Genomic DNA, 25,918 nt, shown 5'->3' with positions numbered 1-25,918 from the left:
GCCCGGGCCGGATTCGCAAGGCCCGGGTTTCACCGGCCTGCCAGTGCGCGGGGCATGCGCCTCAGCGATGCGGGCCGAATGTCCGCGGGACGCCGGGGCGCTGCCGTTCCGTCTGTCCGGGGCGGGAAAAATCCATCCGCATCCGCAGGAAGCCGTCCGGCGTGGTTTCCCCCGCCGTCAGTCCGAGCCGGTGCAGATCATGCAGGCAGGTCCGCGCGGCGGGGGCGGTGTCGAACCAGGCCACGGCCCCCGGGACCGGGGTGAAATGCCAGACCGGCCAGATCTGCGGGACGATCGTGCCCTGCCGCCGGATCGTCTCGATCACCACGCTGCGGGCGCTGGTGGAAAAGTGCAGGATCTGCACTCCCTGACCGAAGAAGCAGGAAGCGGCGCGGTGGCTGTCCGTGGCGATCAGGAACATGTCCGTCGCGCGCACGGGGCGGCCCTGATGGCGCAGGTCGCGGATCCGCCGCGATCCGGCATCCAGCAACGCGCCATTCACCGCATAGCGCGCGGGTTTGCCCAGGTCGATCTCATAGGTCAGCCCGTAGAGCGCATCGAAATTGTAGAACGGAAAGTCCGGATCCAGCAGGGGCTGGTCCGTGGCACCGGGCCGGAGCCGTTGATAGATGCTGGCCGACCATTCCAGCCATTGCGCGATCTGCTGTCCGGAAAGGCGGATCGCCGCGATCAGGTTCGGATAGGCGTAAAGGTCCAGCACATCGCGGATATGAAGCGGGCCGGAGCCGATGTCGACAAAGCCCGAAGGCCCACGGTGCCCGCCGAACCGCGCGGGCCGGACCGCCGCGAGGATCGGCAGATCCGCCTCGGGCAGATGCGCGACCGCATGGGCAAGGAAATCCGCCTTGGCCTCGGCCACGAGGCTCATCGCCGCATCCGGCGCGACGAGCGAAAAGAAGCTGTTCAGCGGCACCGCCGTCCGGCCGAGATCGCAGGCAAGCACCGACCGGATCTCGGCATGGGCCTGTCTGGTCAGCCGCACGATGGCATCCTGTTCCGGCGTCGGCCGGCCCGCTCTGGCCGTGCTGGCGGAAGGCTGGCCCACGGAAAGCAGGTGGCTGTGCGACCGTTCGACCCGCCACGGACCTTCGCCATCGCGGCACAGGGTCAGGTCGATGACGCCAAGGTGCGATCCCCAGTATCCCGGCAGGACCGCCGGTTTTCCATGCAGGCAGCCGTTCGCCGGATCGACCCCGGTGGCCAACGGGCCATCCGGATGCGGGAATTGCAAATGGCTGTGTCCGCAGATGAGGACGTCTATCCCCTCGACAGCGGCCAGCGGAACGGCGACATTCTCGGCCGCGTCCGGCGCGCCCGGCGGGGCGATGCCGGTATGGGCAAGGGCAATGACCAGATCGGCGCCCGCCGCACGCAGCGCGGGTATCTGCGCCTTCGCGGTGGCGACGATGTCGCTTGTCGTCAGCCGGCTGCCGAGCCGGATCGATTGCCAGATTGCGGTCTGGGCCGGGACGAAGCCGATCAGCCCGATCCGGATCTGCCGCGGGCAGCCCGTTTCATCCGTCATGTCCCGCGTCAGGATGGTCCAGGGGGGCAACAGCGGATCATGTATGCCGCCCTTTTCCTCGTGAAACGCATTCGCGCAGATATAGGGGAAGGTCGCATCCCGCATGACCCGGATGAGGAAATCCAGCCCGAAATCGAAATCATGATTGCCCGGCGCCGCAGCATCATAGCCAAGCGCGTTCATCGCACGGATCAGGGGATGGATCTCGCCGGGGTGGATGCCGCGTTTCTGGCCCCAGTAATCGGCCAGCGGGCTGCCTTGCAGCAGATCGCCATTGTCGAACAGCAGGCTGTTGGGGGCGCCCCGCCGCGCCCGCGCCACGAGGCTGGCGATGCGGCTCAGCCCGCCGTCATATCTGGGCTGGTCGGTCGTATAGTCGAAGCCGCGAAGAGAGCCGTGCAGATCCGTCGTTGCCAGCAGCCGCAGGGACAGCCGTATGTCGCAAGCGTTCGGAAGCGGATTGGAAGAGGATGCCACAGATGCGGCATGCGCGCAATCAGAGGGAAGGCATCTGTTCATTCAGCAAGAAAATCCTGCGCCCTGACAAAGCATGCCTATCAGAGCGTTTCGGAACCAGTAACAAAACAAGGCTACAAGATCACATCTTACGTCGCAATGAAACATTCATGCAGAAGTCATCTTATCTGGGGCTGTTGCGCGGCTGGCGCGGGGCCGCGACGGGACCCGGGCCTTGCCTGATTGGTTTGCGTATCCATCGGCGTGTGAGCGGAGAGGGTGAAAGGGCGCCAGCCCCTCGGCTGGACGTCCTTCCACTGGCAGACGTCTGATCCGCCTCATCCCCGGGATATTTGAGGAAGGATGACGGGCAGAAGGGGCGGGGCGTGTGTTTCGGTGACGTTCCGGGGCGCGCGTGGCCTCGGGGCAGGCTTCTGGTTGCGGCGGAGGGTCACATCTGGTCAGCGGCCTCGGGGCGTGGCACAAGCGGTCGTCACAGCCCGTGGAGTTCCCATGCAGCCATCCGATCCCGCCCCGGAACGCATCCCCGCCTTTCTGGCAGGTCTGGCCTTCACCGGATCCGGGCTCGACCGCGCGGTGCCGCTGCGCGCCGATCCGGAAACGCGCGCCCGGCTTGCGCAGGATGCCGGAACGCGATTCGTGGCCTTCTGGCGCGGGCGGGCGCTGCTGGATCCGGGGACCGTCGATCCGGTGACCGGCGCCGGGCTCTATCCGCTGCGCCCGGGCGCCCCGCTGTTGCGGCATATGGTGTCCGACCCCATCTTTCTGGGTCTGTCCGAAGGGCAGGCGGTTTTCGCCGCGGATCTTTCCGGCTGGGCGCCCGAAGGGGAGGGGCCGGACCCGCAGGCCTTCGCCGATCCGCGCCTGTGGCATCCGCCGGGCGTGCCCGACAGCGCGAGCTTCACCGAATTGCGCGGCGCGCTGACGGCGCTCGACGCGCGGGCGGGCGAGCTGGTCGCCATCGCCCGCGCGCTGATGCAATGGCACGAGACGCATGGCTTCTGCGGCCGCTGCGGGGCGCCCTCGCGGGTGACGCTGGGTGGCTGGCAACGCTGGTGCCCGGCCTGCGACAGCCACCATTTCCCGCGCACCGATCCGGTCGTCATCATGCGCATCATCCGCGGCAATCACATCCTGATGGGGCGTTCGCCCGGCTGGCCCGAGGGGATGTATTCCTGCCTCGCCGGTTTCATCGAGCCGGGCGAGACGGTCGAGGATGCCGTCCGCCGCGAGGTGTTCGAGGAAAGCCGGGTGCGGGTCGGGGCGGTGCGCTACCTGACCTCGCAGCCATGGCCGTTCCCGACGCAGTTGATGATCGCCTGCGAGGGCGAGGCGCTGGACGACACGATCACCATCGACCCGGTGGAGATCGAGGACGCACTCTGGATCAGCCGCGAAAGGCTGGCCGACGTGCTGGCCGGGACCGATCCTGTGATCCATGCGCCGCGCTCCGGCGCGGTCGCCGGCTGGATGATGCGGCAATGGCTTGCGGACCGCCGCGCATGAGGTCACGCTGCGGGGACTGATACACCGCCCACAGGGAATTTGCGATGATACTGACCGGGAAAGTGGACATTGCCGCGCCCGCCGATACGGTTTTCGGCAATGTCACGGATTTCGACCTCTGGGTGCCGCAGGCCCGGCGCAAGGGGGTGACGATGCGCCGCACGGATGGCGGCGGCGATCCGGTGCCGGGCATGACCTGGGAAACCGATTTCCGCTTTCGCGGCAAGATCCGCCACATGGATTCCGAGGTGGTCCGCCTTCTCCGCCCCGAGGAAATGGCCATCCGGTCGCTGTCCCGCGGGTTCGAATTCTTCGTGACGCTGCAGATCGTCGCGCTGGCCGCGGCCCGGTCGCGGCTGCATGTCTCGCTCGAGGCGAAGCCGCGCACGCTTGGCGCCCGGCTGCTGCTGCAATCGGCACGGCTCGGTCAATCCGGGCTTGAGGCGAAATTCCGCAGCCGCATCGAAGGTTTCGGCCGGTCGCTGGAACGTCCCCTTGGGGCCTGACCTCAGGTGAAGCGGCGCGGATCGGCCGGATAGACGCCCAGAAGCGTCACGTTCGAGGTGAAATACCGCAATTCGTCCAGCGCGAGGCGGACGTTGGTATCGTCCGGATGGCCCTCGATATCCGCATAGAACTGCGTCGCGGTGAAGCTGCCCTCGACCATGTAGCTTTCGAGCTTGGTCATGTTCACCCCGTTCGTGGCGAACCCGCCAAGCGCCTTGTAGAGCGCCGCGGGCAGGTTGCGCACGCGGAAGACGAAGGTGGTCATCATCCGGCCCTGTCCGCGCTTCTTCAGGTCGGGGGTGCGGGACATGATGAGAAAGCGGGTGGTGTTGTCCTGCTTGTCCTCGATATGCCGGGCGATACAGTCGAGCCCATAGATCTCGCCGGCGAGTTCCGAGGCCAGCGCCGCCACCTTCGGATCGCCCTGTTCCGCGACGATCCGGGCCGAGCCGGCCGTATCCGCGCCAGTGATGCGGTTGATGTTCTGCGCCTGCAGGAAGTTCCGGCACTGACCCAGCAGGACCGTGTGGCTCATCGCCGATTCAACCGCTTCCAATTTGGTTCCCGGCAGGGCGAGCAGGTTGATATGCACGCGCACGAAGGCTTCGTCGACGATATGCAGCCCCGAGGTGGGCAGCAGCGAATGGATATCCGCGACCCGGCCATAGGTGGAATTCTCGATCGGCAGCATCGCCAGATCGGCGTCGCCCTTGCGCACCGCCTCGATCACGTCCTCGAAGGTGCGGCAGGGCAGGACCTCCATCCCCGGGCGCGCGTCGCGGCAGGCCTGATGCGAATAGGCTCCGGGTTCGCCCTGAAACGCGATCGTGCCGGAATATTGCAAGGTCATCTGGGCCTCCTGTCGTTCGGCCCTCTCCTATACTGCGCCGAAGTGCAAAGGAAGTGGGCCTGCGGCGCAGGGGCGCGGCAAAATCACCATCTGTGGCGCGAATGCCGGAATGATGCGGCTTCTCACGCAGTTGCAACTTGCACCCCGGCGCGTTGCGCCTTTAGCTGTCAGCCGTGTGACAGGGGAGCAGCGGATGAAACGGAAGACCATCGCCCACCAGCAGCGGATCGTGCCGGGCGTTACGCGGATGTTCGGGGCGGCGCTGATCGGGGCGGCGATCTGGATGGGCGCGCAGGGGGTCAGGGCGCAGGAGGCGACGATCACCGCCTCGGCGATCTCGACGCTGGGTGATCTGAAATATCCGCCCGATTTCGCCCATCTCGACTATGTGAACCCGGATGCGCCGAAGGGCGGCGAGATCTCGGAATGGACGCTTGGCGGGTTCGACAACATGAACCCCTTCACGCTCGAAGGCCGGGCGGCGGCGCTGTCCTCGGTCCCGCTCGAAACCCTGCTGACCGGCACCGACGACACCGTGGGCGAGGCCTATTGCCTGCTGTGCGAAAGCCTCGAATATCCCGAAAGCAAGGATTGGGTGATCTTCACCCTGCGCGACGGGATCCGGTTTTCCGACGACACGCCGCTGACGGCGGAAGACGTGCTGTTTTCCTACGAACAGCTGCGCGACAAGGGGCTGAGTTCGTTCCGCGCGGTGGTGACGCAGCAGGTCGCCTCGGCCGAGGTGCTGGATGAAAAGCGGATCAAGTTCACCTTCACCCCCGATTATCCGCGCCGCGACATCATCCAGTCGGTAGGCTCGCTGCCGGTCTTTTCCAAGGCGCAGTTCGAGCGCGACGGGATCGACCTCGAACGTTCCTCGCCCAAGCCGTTCATCGGCTCCGGCCCCTATGTGTTCGACAGCACCCGCGACGGCCGCACCGTGGCGTGGAAGCGCAACCCCGACTATTGGGGCGCGACGCTGCCGATCAACGTCGGGCGCTACAATTTCGACCGGATCCGCATCGAATATTACGGCGACTATCAGGCCGCGTTCGAGGGGTTCAAGGCCGGCACCTACACCTTCCGCAACGAGGCCTCGGCGCTCCAATGGGCGACGGGATACGATTTTCCGGCGGTGCAGAAGGGCTGGGTGGAAAAGGCCGACCTGCCCAACGGCAACATCGCCTCGGGCCAGTCCTTCGCGATCAACCTGCGCCGCGAAAGGTTTCAGGACATCCGCGTGCGCGAGGCGCTTGGCCTGATGTTCAATTTCGAATGGTCGAACGAAACGCTGTTCTACGGGCTGTATTCGCGGGTGAATTCCTTCTGGGAAAACTCCCCCCTTGAGGCGCAGGGCACGCCCTCGCCGGCGGAGATCGAGATCCTGAAGCCGCTGGCCGCCGATCTGCCCGACGGCATCCTTGACGATCCGGCGGTGCTGACGCCCACTTCGGGCACGCGGCAGCTTGACCGCGGCAACATGCGCAAGGCCGCGGCGCTGCTGGAAGATGCGGGCTGGGTCGCGGGCAATGATGGGCTGCGCCGCAACGCCCGGGGCGAAACGCTGCGGGTCGAGATCCTGAACGACAGCCAGACCTTCGACCGGGTCATCAACCCCTATATCGAGAATCTGCGTTCGATCGGGGTCGATGCCTCGATGTCGCGGGTCGATGACGCGCAATATGAAAACCGCCGCCGCAACCATGATTTCGACATGATCACCGCGCAGCTGGGGCAGGACGAAATTCCGGGCGCCGGTCTGCAGCAGTATTTCGGCTCGCAGAACGTGGGCGATGTGTTCAACGCCATGGGGCTGGCCAATCCGGCCATCGACAGCCTGATCCGGCTGGTCGAGGAGGCCAATACCCATGACGAGCTGGAACCGCGGGTCCATGCGCTCGACCGGGCGCTGCGGTCGCTGCGCTTCTGGGTGCCGCAATGGTTCAAGGCCAGCTACACCGTCGCCTATTACGACATGTACGAACATCCGGAAACGCTGCCACCCCATGCGTTGGGGGAGCTGGACTTCTGGTGGTATAACGCCGACAAGGCCGAAAAACTGAAAGCGGCTGGCGCATTCTGATGGGTTTGCCCGCCAGAATAGTGCGAAAATGACAAGAGGCAGGAACGCATGGGCGCCTATATCCTGAGGCGGTTGTTGCTGGTCATCCCGACGCTGTTCGGGATCATGCTGGTGAACTTCACGCTGACGCAATTCGTCCCCGGCGGGCCGATCGAACAGATCATCGCGCGGGTGCAGGGCGAGGCGGATTCGATGCGCAACATCTCCGGCGGCGGGGATGCGGGCGCGCAGGGCGCGGGCGGCATGGACGAGGGCGGCTATCAGGGCGCCCGCGGCATCTCGCCCGAGCTGCTGGCGCAGCTTGAGGTGCAGATGGGCTTTTCCCGCATCGTCTGCGACGACGGCTTCACCGGCACGCCGAGCCTGCGCGATCCCGCCTGCCACCGCGAGCCGATACCGGCATGGAAGCGCTTCTTCTCGATGATCGGGGATTACCTGACCTTCGATTTCGGCAAGAGCTTCTTTCACAACAAGACGGTGATGGAGCTGGTGGCGGAAAAGCTGCCGGTGTCGGTGTCGCTCGGCCTCTGGTCGACGCTGCTGGCCTATCTGATCTCGATCCCGCTGGGTATCCGCAAGGCGGTGCGGGACGGATCGCCCTTCGACACCTGGACCTCGGGCGCGATCGTCGTGGCCTATGCGATCCCGGGGTTCCTGTTCGCCGTCATGCTGATGGTGCTGTTCGCGGGCGGATCCTACTGGAAGATCTTTCCGCTGCGCGGGCTGACCTCGGATAATTTCGACCAGCTCAGTTTGATGGGCAAGGCGCTCGACTATCTGTGGCACATCACCCTGCCGACCGTGGCCATGACGATTTCCGGCTTCGCCACGATGACGCTGCTGACGAAGAATTCCTTCCTTGACGAGATCAACAAGCAATATGTCATCACCGCCCGCGCCAAGGGCCTGTCGGAGCGGCGGGTGCTGTATGGCCATGTCTTCCGCAACGCCATGCTGATCGTGATCGCGGGCTTTCCGGCGACGTTCCTTGGCGTGTTCTTCGGATCCTCGATCATCGTGGAAACGATCTTCTCGCTCGACGGGCTGGGGCTTCTGGGCTTTCAGGCGGCGGTGGAGCGGAACTATCCCGTCATCTTCGGCACGCTCTACGTCTTTGGCCTGATCTCGCTGGTCGTGGGGATCCTGTCGGACATGACCTATGTGCTGGTCGATCCGCGGATCGATTTCGAGAAGAGGTCCGGCTGATGCTGTCGCCGCTCAATCAGCGCCGCCTGCGCAATTTCCGTGCCCATCGCCGGGCTTTCTGGTCGCTCATCATCTTTTCGGTGCTGTTCGGACTGTCGCTGCTGGCCGAGGTGGTGGCGAACGACAAGCCGATCATCGTCAGCTACCGGGGCGAGCTGTATATGCCCGTCTACCGCTTCTACCCGGAAACCACCTTCGGCGGCGATTTCCGGACCGAGGCGATCTACAAGGACCCCGCCGTGCAATGCCTGATCCGCACCGGCGGGCGGGAGGAATGCTGGGACGACGACCCTGAAGCGGTCGAGAAAGAGGCCGCCGAAACCGGCATGGTGTCCGGCGAGAAGATCGAGAAGGGCTGGATGATCTGGCCGCCGATCCCCTACAGCTACCGCACCATCAACAATGTCGGCACCGCGCCAAGCGCGCCGGACCGCAACCACTGGCTTGGCACTGACGATACCGCGCGCGACGTTCTGGCGCGGGTGATCTACGGCTTCCGCATTTCCGTGCAGTTCGCGCTGATCGTGACCTTCGTGGCCTCGGTCATCGGCATCGCGGCGGGGGCGGTGCAGGGCTATTTCGGCGGCCGCACCGACCTGATCGTGCAAAGGCTGATGGAGATATGGTCCTCGACCCCCTCGCTTTACGTCATCATCATCCTCTTCGCGATTCTGGGGCGAAGTTTCTGGCTGCTGGTGTTCATCGTGATCCTGTTCGGCTGGCCGGCGCTGACGGGCGTGGTGCGGGCGGAATTCCTGCGCACGCGGAATTTCGAATATGTCCGGGCGGCGCGGGCGCTTGGCGTCAATGACCGGACGATCATGTTCCGCCACATCCTGCCCAATGCGATGGTGGCGACGCTGACGATGCTGCCCTTCGTCATCACCGGGGCGATCTCGACGCTCGCCTCGCTCGACTACCTCGGCTACGGGCTGCCCAGTTCGGCGCCCTCGCTCGGCGAACTGGCGTTGCAGGGCAAGCAGAACCTTCAGGCGCCGTGGCTGGCCTTCACGGCGTTCTTCACCTTCTCGATCATGCTCTCGCTCCTCGTGTTCATCTTCGAGGGCGTGCGCGATGCGTTCGACCCGCGGAAAGTGTTCAAATGACCCCCGTCCTTCAGGTCGAGAACCTGCGTATCTCCTTCCGCGCCGATGGCCGTCTGGTGCCGGCGGTGAAGGGCGTGTCCTTCACCGTGAACAAGGGCGAAACCGTCGCGCTGGTGGGGGAATCCGGCTCGGGCAAATCGGTGACGGCGCTGTCGACGGTGGCGCTGCTGGGGCCGAACGCGTATCTGGAAGGTTCGGTCCGCTATGACGGGCATGAGATGGTCGGCGCGCCCGAGGCGGAACTGCGCCGGGTGCGCGGCAACGACATCAGCTTCATCTTTCAGGAGCCGATGACCTCGCTCAACCCGCTGCACACGATCGAAAAGCAGATCGGCGAAAGTCTGGAACTGCACCAGCATCTGACCGGGGCCGAGGCGCGGCGGCGGATCGTCGAGCTGCTGACGCAGGTGGGCATCCGCGACCCGGAAACCCGGCTGGCCGATTATCCGCACCAGCTTTCGGGTGGGCAGCGGCAGCGGGTGATGATCGCCATGGCGCTGGCGAACGGGCCGGAACTGCTGATCGCGGATGAACCGACGACGGCGCTCGACGTGACGATCCAGGCGCAGATCCTCGACCTGCTCGCCGATCTGAAACGCGCCGAGGGGATGAGCCTGCTGTTCATCAGCCATGACCTGAACGTCGTGCGCCGCATCGCCGACCGGGTCTGCGTCATGTCGCAGGGCGAGATCGTCGAACAGGGCCGGACCGAGGAGATATTCGCCAATCCGCAGCATCCCTATACGAAAAAGCTGCTGGCGGCGGAGCCGAAAGGGCAGGCGGGGCCGGTGCCCGCGGATGCGCCGGAACTGCTGCGGACGGATCACCTGAAGGTCTGGTTCCCGATCCGCCGCGGTCTGCTGCGCCGGGTGACGGGGCATGTGAAGGCGGTGAACGACGCCTCGCTGTCCATCCGGGCCGGTGAGACGCTGGGGATCGTCGGCGAATCCGGCTCGGGTAAGACGACGCTGGCGCTGGCGCTGATGCGGCTGATCGAAAGCGAGGGGCCGATCCTGTTCATGGGGCGCGACATATCCGGGCTTCAGGCGCGGCAGTTGCGGCCCCTGCGGCGCGACATGCAGATCGTGTTTCAGGATCCGTTCGGATCGCTCAGCCCGCGCATGACCGTCGGCCAGATCATCGCCGAGGGGCTGACCGTGCATGAGATCGACCCCGGCCGCGACCGCCGCGTGATGGTGGCCGAGATCATGGAGGAGGTCGGCCTCGACCCCGCCGCGATGAACCGCTATCCGCATGAATTCTCGGGCGGGCAGCGGCAGCGGATCGCCATCGCCCGGGCGATGATCCTGCGCCCGAAGATGGTGGTGCTGGATGAACCGACATCCGCGCTCGACATGACGGTGCAGGTGCAGATCGTCGAGCTTCTGCGCGATCTGCAGCGCCGCCACGGGCTTGCCTATCTGTTCATCAGCCATGACCTGCGGGTGGTGCGGGCGATGTCGCACAAGATGCTGGTGATGCGAAACGGCGACATGATCGAACAGGGCACGACGGCGGAAATCTTTTCTTCACCAAAGACCGAGTACACCCGGACCCTGATCCGGGCTGCGCTTGGCGAGGTGGTGTGAAGGTCCTTTTCGTTCATCAGAACTTTCCCGGTCAGTTCCTGCATCTCGCCCCGGCGCTCGCCGCGCGCGGGCATGATGTGCGGGCGCTGACGGCGGAAACGAACAGGCGGCCCGCGCCGGTGCCGGTGCTGAAATACCGCTGGTCGGGGGAGCCTGCGGCGCAGGGCCTTGGCGCGCGCTATGCGCAATCGGCGGAACGCGGCTGGCGCGCGGCGCGCGCGGCGCAGCAGATGCGGACGGAACAGGGCTATGTGCCCGATGTGGTCTTCGGCCATCCCGGCTGGGGCGAAACGCTGTTCCTGCGCGAGGTCTGGCCCGAGGCGCGGCATCTCGTCTATGCCGAATGGATGTATCAGGGCGCTGGGCTGGACAGCGGCTTCGACCCGGAATTCGCGCGCCCGGCGCTGGCCGGCCGGGTGTCGACGGTGGCGCGCGCGGCGCATCTGGTGCAGGCGATGATCGGGGCCGATGCCGCGCTGTCGCCGACGCGGTTTCAGGCTCAGACGTTCCCGGCGGAGCTGCGTTCCAAGATCACCCTGTGCCACGACGGGATCGACACGGCGCGGGTCCACCCCGATCCCGCGGCGCGCTACACCCTGCCGGACGGCAGCCGCACCTTCCGCGCGTGCGACGAGGTGCTGACCTATGTCAGCCGCTCGCTGGAGCCATACCGCGGCATCCACACCTTCCTGCGCGCCCTGCCCGAGGTTCTTGAGGCCCGCCCCGGGGCGCATGTGCTGATCGTCGGGCAGGAGGGGCAGAGCTACGGCCCCGCCCCCGCCACGGGCAGCTGGAAGGACCGCTTTCTGGCCGAGCTGGACGGCAGGCTGGACCTGTCGCGCGTGCATTTCACCGGCCGGGTGACCTATGCGGATTTCATCTCGATCCTGCAGGTCGGCCGGGTCCATGCCTATCTGACCTATCCCTTCGTCCTCAGCTGGTCGCTGCTTGAGGCGATAGCGGCGGGGGCGATGGTCGTGGCCTCGGACACCGGACCATTGCGCGAGGTGATCGAGGATGGCGTCACCGGCCGGTTGGTCGATTTCTTCGACGTTCCCGGCTGGTCGCGCGCGCTGATCGCCGCGCTGGCCGATCCCGCCGCCCATGCGCCGCTACGCGCCGCCGCCCGGGCACGGGTCGTGGCGGACTATGACCTGAACACGGTCTGCCTGCCGCGCCTGATCGATTTTGTGGAAAGCGGCCCGTCCCGCTGACCCGGCATACTCCGTCACGACAGCGCGCCAACACATCTCAAAACCCCCCCCGACGGGCTGAGGGGGGTGCCAAAACCTGTTCCCGCGATGTCTCGGAGAAGTATGCTCTCCAATGTGGCCCAAGCATGCACATCGGCTGGCATCGAAGACCTGAAAATGGCCGCATAGGGGAGTTTTGTTCCGCGCCGTTGTCGCAAAGACGAGTTTCAACACACCCTCGGCTCCTTGCCTTTCGTGTTTCCATAAATATCCCGGGGGTGAGCGCGGAACGCGCGAGGGGGCTGGCCCCCTTTCCACGCCTCCGATCGCGCCGCGGGCAGTATTCATGATCATGTCGGCCGCATGATGCTGACCTGACGCGGCTAAAGCATTCGCAGCTGCGGAACCGCATCCGGAAACGGGATCGCCGGAGTCACGCAAAGACGCGGAAGTAATCCACCAGCATATGGGCCTCGTGATCCTCGGGGCGCAGCGGATCGGGATAGGGCACGTCATGCAGCAGGGCGAGCGTCAGCAGCGGCCAGAACCTGTCGTTGTTGACGTCGAGTTCCGCCGATCGGTTGACCAGCCACACCTGCGGCTTGCCGGTCGCCGGATCACGGATCGGCTGGCGGTTGAAATAGATGATGCAGCGGTTGCGGGCCAGCAGCACGCCATAGCGATTGTAACCTTCGGTCAGATCCTCCTCGGTCTCGACCCCGCTGCCGGTATGGCGTTCGCCCGGCTCGCCCCATTCGTGCAGATAGGCGCCGTATTGATGCGGCTCGAAGCCCTTGTGCTCGACCACATCGACCTCGACGCTGGTGCGCGAGGTCAGGATGCTGCGCGCGTTCAGCAGCCAGAAGGCCGGCCAGGTCAGCGGATGGGCAGGAAACCGCATCCGGGCCTCGAAATAGCCGCGCCGCCAGCCCTTCAGGATCGTCCCGTCCGGCCGCGCGGATTGCAGGTTGCCGGAGATCCACTGATATTCCGGATCGTCGTTGCCGTAGTAGCCGGGCACTTCCATCTGCCGTCCGATGTAGCGGGCCGAGATGCGCAGCGCCTTGCCATTCTCGGTTTCCGGATCGTCGACGATGGCATAGGGGTTGAACCCTTCGGCGCCCTCGATCCCGGCGAAGGCGGACCGGCCGTAAAAGCCGCTGTCGAAGGTCGTGGCCTTGCGGCCCGCCGACCAGACGGCGGGGTCGATCGTGGCGAACTGGTCTTCAAAGATCATGCGGCGGCTGATCGTCGGATCGGCCTCGGGATCGTAGGTCGAATCCCATGCCAGCGCGGCGGTTCCCGGCATGGCGATCAGGCCGCCGGCCGAGATCAGCAGCGCACGGCGGGACAGGGGATGGGGCATTCTCTCCTCCTCAGGGATCTGTCGCCGGTCAGGCGGCGACGCGCTGCCGGGGGGACTTGCCCGCGCGCGCAGTGACATAGACGTCGAGGGTCTGGCGCATCACCCGCCCGATCGTCAGGTTGTCGATGTTGATCTGGCTTTTCGCACGCCAGTCGGCCAGCGCGGCCGGATCCGACAGCAGTTGATCCAGCGCCTCGGCCAAGGCGGGAGGGTCCCCCGGCGGCACCAGAATCCCGGCCGCGCCGCGATCCAGCATTTCGGGAATGCCGCCCACCCGGGTGCCGATCACGGCGCAGCCGGCCTCGCGCGCCTCGGACAGCACCAGCCCGGCGGGTTCGTCATGCGACGGCAGCACGAAGATATCCGCCCCGCGCATCCAGGGCGAGGGATCGCGCTGTCCGCCGGCGAAGGTCACCGCCGCGCCGCAGGGCAGGGCGCGGGCCATATCCTCATAGGCATCGCGGAACGGACCTTCGCCCACGATATACAGCCGCGCCTCGGGGTGGCGGGCGTGGACGATGGCGAAGGCGTCGATCAGGTCGGGCAGGCCCTTGCGCGGATGCAGCCCGGCCACGAACAGGATCGCGGGATGGTCAAGCGGTTCCCGCATCGCCTCCCGCCCGCGAAAGCGGACGGTGCCGATGGTGCCGTTCAGCACGGTCACCAGCTTGCGCGCGGGGATGCCGCGGGTCTCCATCGACTGGCGCACCGCCTCGCTCACCGCGATGACGCGGGTGCCGAGGCCCATCAGCACGGCGCTTTTCTCAAAGGCATTGTGGACCGTGGTGATCAGCGGCACCCCGGCAAGCCGGCACACCGGCCATGCCAGAACCGCGCTGGTCATCATATGGGCATGAACGACATCGGGCTGCCAGTCGCGCACCAGCCGGCGCAGCCGCAGCACCGATCCGGCAAGGATCAGCGGCTTGCGGTTGTGGTCGATCCGCGCGGTCTCGACCCCCTCCCGCGCCAGCAGGGCGTCGAAATCGCCGCCGCCGCTGGCGATCATGACCTGATGGCCATCGGCGCTTTGCGCGCAGGCCAGATCGACCGCCGCATGGACATGCCCGTTCAGCTGGTTGGTATGGTTCAGGATGTGCAGAATGCGCATCCGCCTGTTCGTGCCGGTCATTTCATCGCTCCGGCGGGCAGCCACTGGTTCAGCAGATCGCCCATGCGGGCGCGAAACAGCGGCTCGGAGAATTCCCGGCTATGGGCGAGGATGGCGGGCTGATCGACCTTGAAGCGGTCCATCCGTTCCACGCCGTCGAGGATCGATTCCTCGGACTGGGTGTCGAAGAACAGGCCGGACACGCCCTCGGTCACGGTTTCCAGCGCGCCGCCCCGGGCGAAGGCCAGCACGGGCCGGCCGCTGGCCATGGCTTCCAGCGGCACGATGCCGAAATCCTCCTCGCCGGGGAAGACGAGGGCGCGGCAGCGCGCGTAATGGTCGCGCAGCACGTCGAAGGGTTGCGGGCCGAGGACGGTGACCGTCGGCCCCGCCATGCGGCGGATCTGTTCCAGCATCTCGCCGCCGCCGATCACGATCAGCCGCCGTCCCAGCCGGTTGAACGCCGCCACCGCCAGATCCGGGCGCTTGTAGCTGACCAGCTCACCGACCATCAGGTAGAAATCCTCGGCCGCATCGGGGGCGAGGGGGGTGAAATCCTCGGTCGAGACGGGCGGATAGACCACGGCGGCATCGCGTTCGTAATAGCGCGCGATGCGGCGCCGGACGTTTTCGGAATTGGCGATGAACTTGTCCACGCGCATCGCCGATACCGCGTCCCAGTTGCGGATGTAATGGGTCAGCGGCACCATCGCCATTTGCTTCAGCCGCCCGCTGCGGTCGCGATAGTCGTGATACATGTTCCAGACGTAGCGCATCGGCGAATGGCAGTAGCAGACATGCAGCGCATCCGGGGCGGGGATGATGCCCTTGGCGGGGCCGGCCTCGCAGCTGATGACCAGATCGTAGCCGCGCAGGTCGAGCTGTTCGAGCGCGAGCGGCATCAGCGGCAGGTAGCTGCGGTAGCGCTTCTCGGGCTGCGGCAGGCGGCTGATGAAGGTGGTGGTGACCCGGTGGCGGCGGATCACCGGCGAGATCGCCTCTGGCTTGTAGGCATGGGTGAAGATGTCGGCGTCGGGAAACATCCGGCACAGCGATTCCAGCACCTTTTCGCCGCCCCGCATCGTCACCAGCCAGTAATGGATCAACGCGACGCGCAGGCCGCGACGTCCGATCTGCGGGGCCGGCATTGTCGGCCGCCTATCGGCGACCACAGTGAAACCAGAAACACTCATACCACACCTGTTCACGCTGAAGGGTTGCGCAATCTTCTGAAAGCTGCCGACGGAATATGCTGCCGCTGTTCCCCCCTCAGACCGTTTTGCCGCGCTTGCGGGCGGAGGCGTCCCTGACCGAGGAAATCGCCGCCCGTGTCGTATGCCGCATGCTGCCCGGCCGGGCATCGCCAAGGCCGAGCCGCGCGAACAGCCCGCGCCGTTCGGCAAGGCCCGGCGGGTGGTTGACCGCGACGCCCACCACCGCGACGCCCAGCCGGCCCAGCCGTTCGGAGGCCTGCGTCAGCTCGTCGAAGGTGGTGTGGGTCTCGGCGACGATCACCACCAGATCGGCGTGTCGGGCCAGCGCCAGCGCATCGGCGGATTCGGCCAGCGGCGGCAGATCCAGCACCACGTCGCCGCGCGCCTGCAGATGCCCCAGAAGCCGCGTCAGTCCCCGGTCGCGCATGTCCGAGATCGCCCCCGACTGCGCGCGCAGCGCCGTCGACGGAACCAGCCGGACGCCATCGGCATCCACCTCTTCGTCCGTGGTCCGGCCCGGGTTCGGCACATACCAGTCGGTCAGCCCGCGCGCGCGGCCGTCAAGGTCGGCGTCGATGACCGTTACCTCCTGCCCGCCGGCGCGGATCAGGCGTGCGAGGTTCATCGCGATCATGCTGCACCCGGACCCCGGCGCCCATTCGGCCAGCGCGATGATCCGCCCGCCCGGCTGCGGGTCCAGCCCGCCGGCCAGATCGATCGCGGTGCGCAGGTCCCGCAAACCGTGGGCGCAGGCGCTGTCCGGGCGGATCGTCACGACGACATCGCCCTGCCGTCCGGTCAGGCGCTTTTCCTCGGGGATGAAGGCAAGCCGGGGCATCGCGGTTTCGCGCTCCAGCTTGTCGCCCTCGTGCACGCGCCGGTCCAGCGCGCCGCCAAGCGCCATCGCGAACAGCCCGCTGAGCAGGCCGAGCACCGCGCCCGTCGCCACGATCAGCTTGGGCCGCGGCTCGGACGGCGACAGGGGGCGCAGCGCGGCGCCGATCACCCGCGCATCGGCATCGGGCATAGCGGCCTGCGGCAGGGTGCCGTCGCGCACCGCATTGGCGGCATCCTCGACCTGCGCCGAAAGGGAATCGAGCCGCATCTGCACGAATTCGCCGCCCGAGCTGGCGACGCCCGCCTTGAAGGCGACCGATTGCAGCAGATAGGCGGAGGCGGCGGAATTCGCGACACGCGCCGCCAGTTCGGGGTCGGAGGAGGAATAGGAAATCTCGATCACGTAGGACTGGCCGATGCGGCGTGCCGAAAAGCGGTCCCGGAAGGCGGCGAAGGCGACTTCCTCTGCCTGTTGCGCGGCCGTGGGGGCGGGGAAGGAGGCGGCCTCGGTTTCGGTTCCCGCTGCGGTGTCGTCGGCCGGCACGGTTTCCTCGGCGGGGGAGGCCGCAAAGATACCGCCCAGCAGGTCGATCACATACCGCACCGGTCCCGGCGGCGTCGGTTGCAGTTCCGGAATGGTCGCCAGCCCGAGCGTCTCGAACACCCGGCCTTGCAGCCGCTCTGACCGGATCACCTGCAATTCGCTGTCCACCCGGTTGAGGTCGAGCGTCACCGGCGAGATCGGATCCTGCCCCGCCGCGCCCGCCTGCCCGACCGATTGCAGGATGATCGAGGATGTCGCCGTATAGACTGGCGGCAGGGATCGGGCATACAGCGCCGCAAGGATCATGCAGGCGATGGTCCAGATCATCAGCGGCACCCAGCCGCGCCGGATCATCCCCGTCACGGCACGGATCAGGGCGACCGGCCCGTCCTGCGTCGCCTGCGCGGGTGGGCGGGGCGGCTCGGGGATCGGGATCCGTCGCAGCACGGCCTGTCTGGAGCGAATGGGTGGGGACCGTTCCGGTGGAATGTTCGGCTGTTCAAGCGGCATGGTTTCTCCCTCGTTATAGTTCCGTGGCGCGTTCCGGGGCGATGCGCCCCTTCATCATGTCGGAAATCCCCAGCAGATTGCCCCGCAGCCGCCCGCGTCGGTCGACCCATGGCTCGGGCCGCGCGGACAGGACGAGGTTCTTGGAAAGGTTGCGAAAGATCTGGCCCATGGCCTGGCCCGGCGTCATCGTCCCCTTGCGGATCATGTAAAGCGGATTGACGATCTGCGAATAGCCGAAACGCCGGCCGCTGACGCGCCCGCCCTTGGTGCCCATGTGGACGCCGCGCGCATCGGCGGATTTCGCCAGCCTGCCGTCGCTTTGGCGGGCGAGCGCCGCGGCGAAGTCGCGGTCCTCGAGCCAGCCATACAGCACCAGCTTTTCGTCAAAGCGCAGCGTGCCGATCGCCGGGAAGCGGAAGGCCATGTTGCAGCCATAGGGGCTGTAGGGCGCGATCCACGACCAGTCGCAGGGCGGCGGCGGGGCGGCGGCCATGCGGCAGGCATCCCCGAAGGAAATGCCCGGCCCGCCGATCCCGTCGGCCAGCACCCGCCCGGTAAAGCCCACAAGCGCCGGATCGTCGCGAAAGCTGCGCAGCGCCACGGCAAGCCAGTCGCGGTCGGCGACGAAATCGTCGTCGAAGAAGGCGACCATGTCGGTGTCGGGGGGCAGCGCGGCCAGCGCGGTGTTGCGTTGCGCGGGCAGGCCGGGGGGGCCGGTCAGCACCTCGACCCCCGGCAGGTCGGCAAGGTCGCCCGCGTCGGTGGGATCGGTGCAGGAAATGACGATCCGTTCAGGTTTCAGCGTCTGGTTCGCGGCCAGATGGCGGACCGTGGCGCTGACCACCTCGGGCCGGCCCCGGGTCGCGATGACGACGGCGACCTTGCCCGCGGGCGGGGCGGTGGGCGCGGCCTCGGGCAGATGCGCCGGGTCGCGCAACAGGTCAAGATAGCCTGCCGCCGTCTCGGTCCAGCTGAAGCGCCGCACCTGTTCGCGGCCGCGTCCGGTCAGTTCGGTGCGCAATGTGTTCGACCCTTTCAGTTCAAGGATGTGCCGCAGCCATGCCTGCGGATCGTCGGGTGCGGCAAGCCGCGCGGCGTCGCCGCAGATGTCGGGCATGCTGGCGCGGTCCGACGAAATCACCGGGCAGCCGCGCGCCATCGCCTCGACGATCGGCAGGCCGAAGCCCTCGGTCCAGGAGGGAAAGGCAAGGCACAGCGCGTGATCCATCAGGAAGGCGAGGTCGTCGTCCGACACCGGCCCGGTCAGATGCAGGTTCGGCGCGGCGGCCAGTGTTGCCGCGGCGAAGATGTCGCCGCCGCCGCCGGCGATCACCACATCGATCCCCGCCGCATCGAGTTGCGGCGCCAGATCCGCCAGCAGCGCAAGGTTCTTGTGCCGCGCCTGCGACCCGATCGCCAGCACGTAAAGCCGGCCGGTCAGCAGGGCGGGGGCCTTTTCGGCCCGCTCCGCGTTCCAGCGCAGCGCATGTTCGTGCCCGTTCGGCAGGACGGCGATATCCGAGGCGCGGATCGGCAGGTAGCGGGCGATCTGCCGGGCGGAGAAATGCGAGACCGTGGTGATCCGCGCCGCGCGCCGGGCCAGCAGCGGTTGCAGCAGCCCGTAGACGGTCCGGAACCCGCGCCCGTAGCTTTGCGGCGCGGTGAAGATATTGGCGTCGTGGATGCAGACGATCTGATCCGTCTTGACTGCCGGGGCGGTGTTGCACAGGTTCAGCAGGCGGCCCTCGCTGCGGGCGGGCAGGGTGATCTGTTCCCACAGATGCCCCGACAGCGCCCCGCCGGCCGTCATCGGCAACGCGGCATGGCCCGGATCCGCGGTCCCCTGCGGCGCGACGATCCGGCCGGTGGCGCCTTGCTGCGACAAGAGCCGGTCGAGCGCCGCCACCACGTTCAGCGCATACCTTTGCACCCCGGTGACCTTCTGGGTCAGGAACCGGCCGTTGATGGTGAAATCCGCTCCTGACGAAACGGGGGAGCCTGACGAAACGGGGGAGAGGGTCATGCGACGATGCCTCCCTGCGTGGAAACGCCTGCGGGGGCGCGGCTTGGCGCGGCGGCTTCCTCGGGGCGGGCGGCGGCGATGCCGGCGAGGACGTAGAAGAACAGGCCCTGATCGATCGTGGTCGCGACCATCAGATCGCCCGCCATCAGGCACAGGCAGCCGTTGCGCGCGGCGGTGCGGACATCGGTGGGGAAGCTGCCCTTCGGTCCCGGGTTGCGCAGGAAGGCGGTGGCGAAGAACACGGCATAGAGCGCCGTCCCGATCACGCCGACCCCGCCCAGAAGCCCGGTGAGGAGACTGGAGCTGCGGATCGTGCCGAGCCCGACCCCGATCCCCGCGGTGTCGAAGAAATTGCCGATGGCGTAGCTGTTCCAGGAACTGCGCTCGACCCCGGAATCGGTGTCCATCTTCGACAGCAGGATCCTGTCGAAATAGCCATGCAGTTCCGCCAGAATCGCCGGTTGCAGCAGCAGCGTCAGCGTCAGCAGCAGCGCGATCAGCGGAATCGCCATCACCGCCGCCGTGCTGAACCATGCGCGCGGCGCCGTGCCGCAACGCGACAGCGCTGTCAGATACAGCAGCCCGAGCGCCACCGGAATGCCGGCGAGCCCCGTCGACGAGGTCGACAGCCCCGTCAGCACCAGCGAGGCAAGCGCCAGCACCCCCGTCAGCCGGGGCTTGTAGCCGCACAGCCACAGCGTGCCGGTCACGCCCAGAACCCCAAGCGAGGATCGCGCGAAGGACGAGGCCTCGGTGAAGGCGCCGACGATGCGTTTCAGGCCCTCGGCCTCGGCCTCGGTGTGCAGCGTGTAGCGGGCGTTGCGCATGAAGCCCATCAGATCCGCGGTGCCGGTGAAATAGGTCGCAAGATCCATCACCGCAAAGAAGGTGTTGCCGATCGCATAGGCCAGCAGTCCCGCCACCGCCGCCCGGAACCCCGCGGGCGAGGCCGCCGCCGCCGCCACCAGCGCGAAGCACAGCAGGTTGGCGATCATGTAGATGCTCTGGGTGATGTTGCCTGACACCGGGCCGAGCGGAACGGTGGATCCCGCGCTGTCGAATTCGGTGGAGCCGAGCGGCACGATCTCTGTCCAGCCGGCCATGACGCGCGGATACAGAAAGGCCGTCGCCACCGCGTAGATCACCAGCGACGCCAGCCAGAAGCCGGGCCGGTCCGGATGCAGGACGCGCAGAAAGGCCGTGCAGCTTTCTTTCCGGCTGAGGATGGCCACCGCGCACAGACCAAGCAGCACATGGCCCGGCGGAATGTTCCCCGATCCCAGGAACATCGCCGAGGCCGCGCCGAAGACCGTGGCGAAGATCGTCAGCACCAGAACGTTCCGGTAATCGGCGAACAGGCACAAAAGCCCGATGCCGATCACGAAGAGGCCGATCGGTTCTATGCTCATGCGGCCACCGTGGGGAAAGGGGATCCGAGGCGGGCCAGCCCCGCCATGAAAATGCGTGTCTTGAAAATGCCGGTCGTGACAATGCGAGCGGCGGCACGAAGCCGCCGCCTGCTTCCGGGTGCCCGCGAGGGGCACCCGCATGTTGGTTTTCCGCTCACCGTCCGGTCCGCAGCGCGACGGAGCGCGCCGTCAGCAGCAGGATTTTCAGGTCCTGCAGAAACGAAACGGAACGGGCGTAATCCACGTCCATCGCGACACGTTCATCATAGGTCGTGTCGTTGCGGCCGCTGACCTGCCACAGGCCGGTGATACCCGGTCTGACGCGGGCATAGCTGTCGAAGTCGGTGCCGTAACGGGCGATCTCCTCCGACACGATGGGCCGCGGGCCGACGAGGCTCATTTCCCCGCGGATCACGTTCCAAAGCTGCGGCAGTTCATCCAGACTGGTCTTGCGGATGAACCGCCCGAACCAGGTAACCCGGGGATCGTGGGTGAGCTTGTGCGTTTCGCGCCATTCTTCCGCCGCGGCCGGATCCTGATGCAGAATGGCGGCAAGCCGCTGTTCCGCATCGATCACCATGGAACGGACTTTCAGGCAATGAAACCTGTCGCCGCCGCGCCCGATGCGATGATGACGAAAGATCGCCGGGCCTCCGTCCCGACGCGCCATCAGCAAAAGCACCAGAATGACGGGCGAGGCCATGAACAGAATGAAACCCGCCGCGCATATATCGAAAATCCGCTTGCCCGCCTTTTCATAGAACCCGGATTCATATTCGGATTCAACGACGGTATTTTCGCGGATGTTCTGGAAATCGGTAATACTGGGCGGAACATTCGAGATTATCGAATTCGGTCCAATATCATAGTTGGAAACAGAAATTGCGGCAGTGGTGTCTTTAACTATGTCAGGGGTATTCGTCCTGAAAATCTCACCACTGTCGCGGTGCAACGCCGCGTCCATACACACATCTCCTCGAAGCTACAAATGAGGAATTACTCGTTAAAAAGTGAGGCAATTTAAGGATATGAGAAGCACCGCTTCCGATCAACGATTTTATGCCGCGGTGCGCCCTGCCGCAGCCGGGACGAAGGCGGAGCCGGTTGACCCTTGGTGAAGTCATGGCCCCAAGTCATTATTTATTAACACTTCCTAACGGGGTGACCCAACGGCATCCGGATGCAAATTTTTCTCGCATTATTCTTGGTCAGGCGGGGGGAAACCGGCCAAACGGCGGATTGGGGGCGTAATATGTTCAGACAAATCCCGGTCAGCGCACGTCTATGGGGTGATTCGCGGGGGCGTGATTCGTGAATCAATGCCAAGATCGCAACAAGTGTTACGATCGGCTGATTCATGCGAGTTTTCCACAGGCTATGCGCGGATCGTCGCGCATCCGGGGACAGGCGCATTCCACCGTCCGGGGCGGCATCCGCCGGTGTCAGGCAAGGAGGCAGCGGCTGCCGCACCGGCCCCGGATCCGGACCCGCCACACATCCGATCACATTCGGGTGAGGAAAATGATTGCCAAAACGCGGGTTTACAGGTCAGCTAGCGTATCGGATCCGTGTCGGACGGGATGCCTCGGCGCCTTCCCGAACGGAAAGGGCGGGGGACGGCATGCTCGCAGCGAAGGCGATGAAGGGGGCGGGGTGGCTGGTCTTGTCACGCTTCGTCGGACGGCTCATCGATTTCGTCACGCTCATCATTCTGGCGCGCATTCTTGTCCCGGCCGACTTTGGCCTCACCGCCATCGCCGCAAGCCTGATCGCAATCGTGGAAATGGTGCTGGAGGTGCCGATCGTGCAGGCCCTGCTGCGGCGGCAGAGCTTCGACAAGTCGCATCTGGATACCGGGTTCACCATCAACCTGCTGCGCAGTCTGATAGTTACGCTGGTGATCGTGGCCATCGCCTGGCCCTTCGCGCAGGCCTATTCCGACATGCGGCTGGTGCCCGTCCTGCTGGCCCTGTCCATAGCCCCGGTGGCAAGGGGCCTCGCCAGCCCGGCGATGGTCGTTTTCGCGCGCGACATCAGCTTTTTGCAGACCTTCATCGTGGAGCTGAGCGGCAAGACCTTCGCCTTTGCCTTCGCCGTGACCATCGTGCTGCATGGCGGTGGATATTGGGCGATCGTGGCGAATTCGGTGCTGGCGGCGGTGGCGGGGATGGTGGTGTCCTATATCCTCGCGCCCTATGCGCCGCGGCTGACGCTGTCGCGGCTGTCGGATTTCATGACCTTCGCGGGCTGGTTCACCGCGGCGCAGATCGTCACGGCGCTGAACGGACAATTCGACCGGATCCTGCTGGGGCGGTTCCTCGACAAGGGCACTTTCGGCCAGTATGTGCTGGGCAACGACCTGTCCATCTTCCCGACGCAAAGCTTCATCGGGCCGGCGATGCAGTCGGTCATGGCGGCGTTTTCCAGCATCAACACCGATGCGGAGCGGATGCGGCTGGCCTTTCTCAAGGCGGTGCGCGCCGTCATGCTGGTCTCGGTGCCGGTCTGCACGGGCATCGCCGTCAGCGCCGACCTGATCGTCGAGCTGCTGCTTGGCCCGAACTGGCACCTTGCCGCGAGCCTGCTGCAATTCCTTGCCCTGACGGTGCTGCCGATCCCCTATTACCAGACGCTGTATTCCTTTTGCCTCGCGACGGACCGGCCCGCGCAACTGATGAAGATCAGCCTGATCGAGCTGGCGCTGCGGCTCCTGCTGATCCCTTCGGGGTTCTGGCTGATGTCGCTGGACGGGGTGGTGGGCGCGCGGCTGTTGATCGCCGGCGGGATGTTCCTTGTCTATCTGTTGTATGTCCGCAGGCTGGCGCAACTATCCCTGCGGGTGCAGATCCTCAATATCTGGAAGATGGCCGTCGCCGCGATGGCGATGGCGCTGATGGTGACGGAGCTGCGCGTGGGGCTGGCGCCCCTCGAGCTGCCCGCGCTGGCCGAGATGCTGCTGATCGCGCCCGCGGGGCTGCTGTTCTATGCGGCCGTGCTGTTCGCGACGGGGATGCGGCTCAGCCGCGCGGCGGGCCACTTCGCGCTGCACGACCGCTGGCTGTGATCACTGGCCGGGGGGCGTATCCTGCGCGGGCGCCTCGATGAAGTTCACCTGCAGCACATCGCCCGGCTGCAACGCGGCCGTTTCCTCGACGGTTGAGGTCTTTGGCCCCGTCGCTGTCTGCCGCACCAGCCTGAAGATCGGCCGCAGGTCGGGGTTGACGCCAAGCGCCTCCTGCCCCCGCAGCGAGGCCGCCTGCAAAAGCTGCCGGGCCGTCTCGGTCTTTTCGTGGTTCTGTTCCAGCAGCGCCCGTGTTTCGGTCAGATCGTCCAGCGCGGTCTTGCGGTAGCGGGCCTGCACGTCCACCGCATCGCGGCTGGCGCGGGACAGGCTCTGCTGCGCGCGGAGTTTGGACAGCTGCACGTCGAGCATGATGCTCTGCACCGAGACGCGGGAATTTTCCGCATCGATCTGCCGGGTGGCGGGGGTCAGGCCACGGTCGCGCAGCTCGGTGCTCAGCCGCACCTGTTCGCTGAGCAGTTCATACTGCCGCTCCATCGCCTTGTTCTTTTCGTCGAGCGAGACGAGTTCCTCTTCCAGCAGCTTTTTCGAATCCTCGATCGCGGTCAGCTCGGTCGTGACGGCATCGCGGTTGGCGTGGAACCGCTGCGTTTCCTCGCGCATCGCGGTGACGACGCGGGGATCATAGCTGCGTTCGGTCAGATCGGCGGGAAACACCAGCTCCTCCGCCGCCTCCGCCTCGGCGCCAAGCCGCACGAGCTGCGCCTCCAGCCCGATCTGTTCCGCGCCAAGCGCTCGCAACTGGCCCTGCGCGCTGATGACCTCGCGCTCGATCCCGGCGACATCGGCCGAACGCAGGAAACCCTGCGCGATGCTGATCGCCTGCAAGACGGTCAATCCGGGCTCAAATTCATATTTTCCAGGCTGTTGTACCGCCCCCATGATGAAGAACGGGCGATAGGTCAGCACCTCGACCGCGACGGAAGGGGTCTCCGACAGGCTGGCGGTTTCCTTCAGCGCCTCGCCGATATCGGTGGCCAGACTCTCGGTGGTGCCACCGGCCGCGGTCAGCCGTCCAAGGATGGGCATCGACACGGTACCGTCCGCGCCCACCGAGAATTCGCCGTTGAGCGGTGTCCACGGATAGGCCTCGCCGGTGTTGCGGCGCAGCGAATGCACGCGGACCATGATCTTGTCCTGCGGGCCCAGCAGGTAGGGGGCGGACAGCGACGCTTCTTCGGCCCATGCGGGCACGGCGACAAGCGCGAGGCTTGTCGACAGCAGGATCACCCCGATGGATTTCATGGCCGGAATCCCCCCGCGCTGCACGGCGTTGCGGAGGAATGCGGGTCTCTCGACGGGGGCCGGAGGCCTTGCCCCGGAGAGACGGCAGCAGATACGGAATTCATGGCGACAACCTGTCAAACATATGATCGTTACGGGAGGCCGCTGTTTCGTCCGGAAAACGGGCGGGAGGCCACCCGGGCAAATCAGCCTGTTCCGTTCCGTCATGCAGCAGCGCGAATAGTCGGAATGGCGCAATTGTGCCCGAGCTTCGCCATTCCGGCAATAGCCCGTCGCAATTCATCGGGAAAAGTTGCTCCTTTGCGGAATTCTCCCGAGGAACGAATTGGAATTGGCGATTGCAAAGACCCACCCTCATTCCGTGCAATTTGCGTGGACAGGTCATTGGGGCCGTGCCATGCTTCGGCATCAGCAAGCATATCCGACGTGATTCTGCGCCCGATCCGTTCATCCGGTTTCTCGTAGGGATCCGATCCGGATATTGAACCGAATAGTCCGGAAGATCCGGACGCAG

At 66.0% G+C, this 25,918-nt stretch carries 18 protein-coding genes; 8 read left to right on the top strand and 10 right to left on the bottom strand.

Annotation, left to right across the window (positions count from 1 at the left end; all coding sequences use genetic code 11):
• Positions 1-61: 61 nt before the first annotated feature.
• The gene (locus tag D2T30_RS07400; RefSeq protein ID WP_164884244.1) at positions 62-2,023 is read right to left on the bottom strand and encodes a bifunctional 2',3'-cyclic-nucleotide 2'-phosphodiesterase/3'-nucleotidase; all 1,962 of its coding nucleotides are present in this window, start codon (positions 2,021-2,023) and stop codon (positions 62-64) included.
• A 492-nt stretch (positions 2,024-2,515) separates the two neighbouring features.
• Between D2T30_RS07400 and nudC the strand changes: the two genes are divergently transcribed.
• Positions 2,516-3,529 (top strand): NAD(+) diphosphatase, encoded by a 1,014-nt coding sequence (gene nudC, locus D2T30_RS07395; protein WP_128208348.1) that lies wholly within the window; start codon positions 2,516-2,518, stop codon positions 3,527-3,529.
• Between the two features lie 44 nt (positions 3,530-3,573).
• Entirely contained in the window at positions 3,574-4,035 is a 462-nt protein-coding gene (locus D2T30_RS07390; protein ID WP_128183531.1) for an SRPBCC family protein, read from the top strand.
• 2 nt (positions 4,036-4,037) lie between these two features.
• Here the strand turns inward: D2T30_RS07390 and D2T30_RS07385 are convergent, their stop codons facing one another.
• Complete coding sequence (locus D2T30_RS07385) at positions 4,038-4,886, bottom strand: prephenate dehydratase (protein WP_128183529.1); 849 nt, start codon at positions 4,884-4,886, stop codon at positions 4,038-4,040.
• 193 nt (positions 4,887-5,079) lie between these two features.
• Here D2T30_RS07385 and D2T30_RS07380 point away from each other — a divergent pair, with 193 nt between their 5' ends.
• From D2T30_RS07380 to D2T30_RS07360, 5 genes are read left to right on the top strand one after another with little or no spacing between them, the layout of a single operon-like run.
• On the top strand, positions 5,080-6,969 hold the full coding sequence (locus D2T30_RS07380; protein WP_128208347.1) for an extracellular solute-binding protein: 1,890 nt from the start codon (positions 5,080-5,082) through the stop codon (positions 6,967-6,969).
• 48 nt (positions 6,970-7,017) lie between these two features.
• On the top strand, positions 7,018-8,175 hold the full coding sequence (locus tag D2T30_RS07375) for a microcin C ABC transporter permease YejB (RefSeq protein ID WP_128208346.1): 1,158 nt from the start codon (positions 7,018-7,020) through the stop codon (positions 8,173-8,175).
• Positions 8,172-9,281 (top strand): ABC transporter permease, encoded by a 1,110-nt coding sequence (locus D2T30_RS07370; protein WP_128183523.1) that lies wholly within the window; start codon positions 8,172-8,174, stop codon positions 9,279-9,281. The genes D2T30_RS07375 and D2T30_RS07370 overlap by 4 nt, the downstream gene beginning before the upstream one ends.
• Entirely contained in the window at positions 9,278-10,870 is a 1,593-nt protein-coding gene (locus D2T30_RS07365) for an ABC transporter ATP-binding protein (protein ID WP_128208345.1), read from the top strand. The genes D2T30_RS07370 and D2T30_RS07365 overlap by 4 nt, the downstream gene beginning before the upstream one ends.
• Positions 10,867-12,084, top strand: a complete 1,218-nt coding sequence (locus tag D2T30_RS07360; protein WP_128208344.1) for a glycosyltransferase — start codon at positions 10,867-10,869, stop codon at positions 12,082-12,084. Before D2T30_RS07365 ends, D2T30_RS07360 begins: the two co-directional genes overlap by 4 nt.
• Before the next feature lie 412 nt (positions 12,085-12,496).
• On the opposite strand, the gene D2T30_RS07355 is transcribed toward D2T30_RS07360, so the two are convergent.
• The 7 genes from D2T30_RS07355 to D2T30_RS07325 form a co-directional block, all read right to left on the bottom strand.
• Positions 12,497-13,429 carry a glycoside hydrolase family 16 protein gene (locus tag D2T30_RS07355; protein ID WP_128183517.1) on the bottom strand — a complete coding sequence of 311 codons (933 nt, stop codon included), beginning with the start codon at positions 13,427-13,429 and terminating at the stop codon, positions 12,497-12,499.
• A 28-nt stretch (positions 13,430-13,457) separates the two neighbouring features.
• A complete protein-coding gene (locus D2T30_RS07350; RefSeq protein WP_206612883.1) occupies positions 13,458-14,561 on the bottom strand; it encodes a glycosyltransferase family 4 protein in 1,104 nt (367 codons plus the stop codon).
• A complete protein-coding gene (locus D2T30_RS07345) occupies positions 14,558-15,688 on the bottom strand; it encodes a glycosyltransferase (RefSeq protein WP_206612882.1) in 1,131 nt (376 codons plus the stop codon). Before D2T30_RS07345 ends, D2T30_RS07350 begins: the two co-directional genes overlap by 4 nt.
• A 121-nt stretch (positions 15,689-15,809) precedes the next feature.
• Positions 15,810-17,645 carry a Wzz/FepE/Etk N-terminal domain-containing protein gene (locus D2T30_RS07340; RefSeq protein WP_128208343.1) on the bottom strand — a complete coding sequence of 612 codons (1,836 nt, stop codon included), beginning with the start codon at positions 17,643-17,645 and terminating at the stop codon, positions 15,810-15,812.
• Positions 17,646-17,658: 13 nt separating this feature from the next.
• Complete coding sequence (locus tag D2T30_RS07335; protein ID WP_128208342.1) at positions 17,659-19,668, bottom strand: glycosyltransferase; 2,010 nt, start codon at positions 19,666-19,668, stop codon at positions 17,659-17,661.
• Positions 19,665-21,077, bottom strand: a complete 1,413-nt coding sequence (locus D2T30_RS07330) for a hypothetical protein (protein WP_128208341.1) — start codon at positions 21,075-21,077, stop codon at positions 19,665-19,667. Before D2T30_RS07330 ends, D2T30_RS07335 begins: the two co-directional genes overlap by 4 nt.
• Positions 21,078-21,231: 154 nt before the next feature.
• Entirely contained in the window at positions 21,232-22,041 is an 810-nt protein-coding gene (locus D2T30_RS07325; protein ID WP_128208340.1) for a sugar transferase, read from the bottom strand.
• Between the two features lie 657 nt (positions 22,042-22,698).
• On the opposite strand from D2T30_RS07325, the gene D2T30_RS07320 reads away from it, so the two are divergent.
• Complete coding sequence (locus D2T30_RS07320; protein ID WP_128208339.1) at positions 22,699-24,141, top strand: lipopolysaccharide biosynthesis protein; 1,443 nt, start codon at positions 22,699-22,701, stop codon at positions 24,139-24,141.
• Here the strand turns inward: D2T30_RS07320 and D2T30_RS07315 are convergent, their stop codons facing one another.
• Positions 24,142-25,404, bottom strand: a complete 1,263-nt coding sequence (locus D2T30_RS07315) for a polysaccharide biosynthesis/export family protein (RefSeq protein ID WP_164884243.1) — start codon at positions 25,402-25,404, stop codon at positions 24,142-24,144.
• Positions 25,405-25,918 lie beyond the last annotated feature (514 nt).

The organism is Paenirhodobacter populi (assembly GCF_004022215.1).
Taxonomy (GTDB): Bacteria; Pseudomonadota; Alphaproteobacteria; order Rhodobacterales; family Rhodobacteraceae; genus Rhodobacter; species Rhodobacter populi.
Note: the sequence above shows the minus strand (reverse complement) of the source record. Positions and strands in the feature narration are given on the sequence as shown.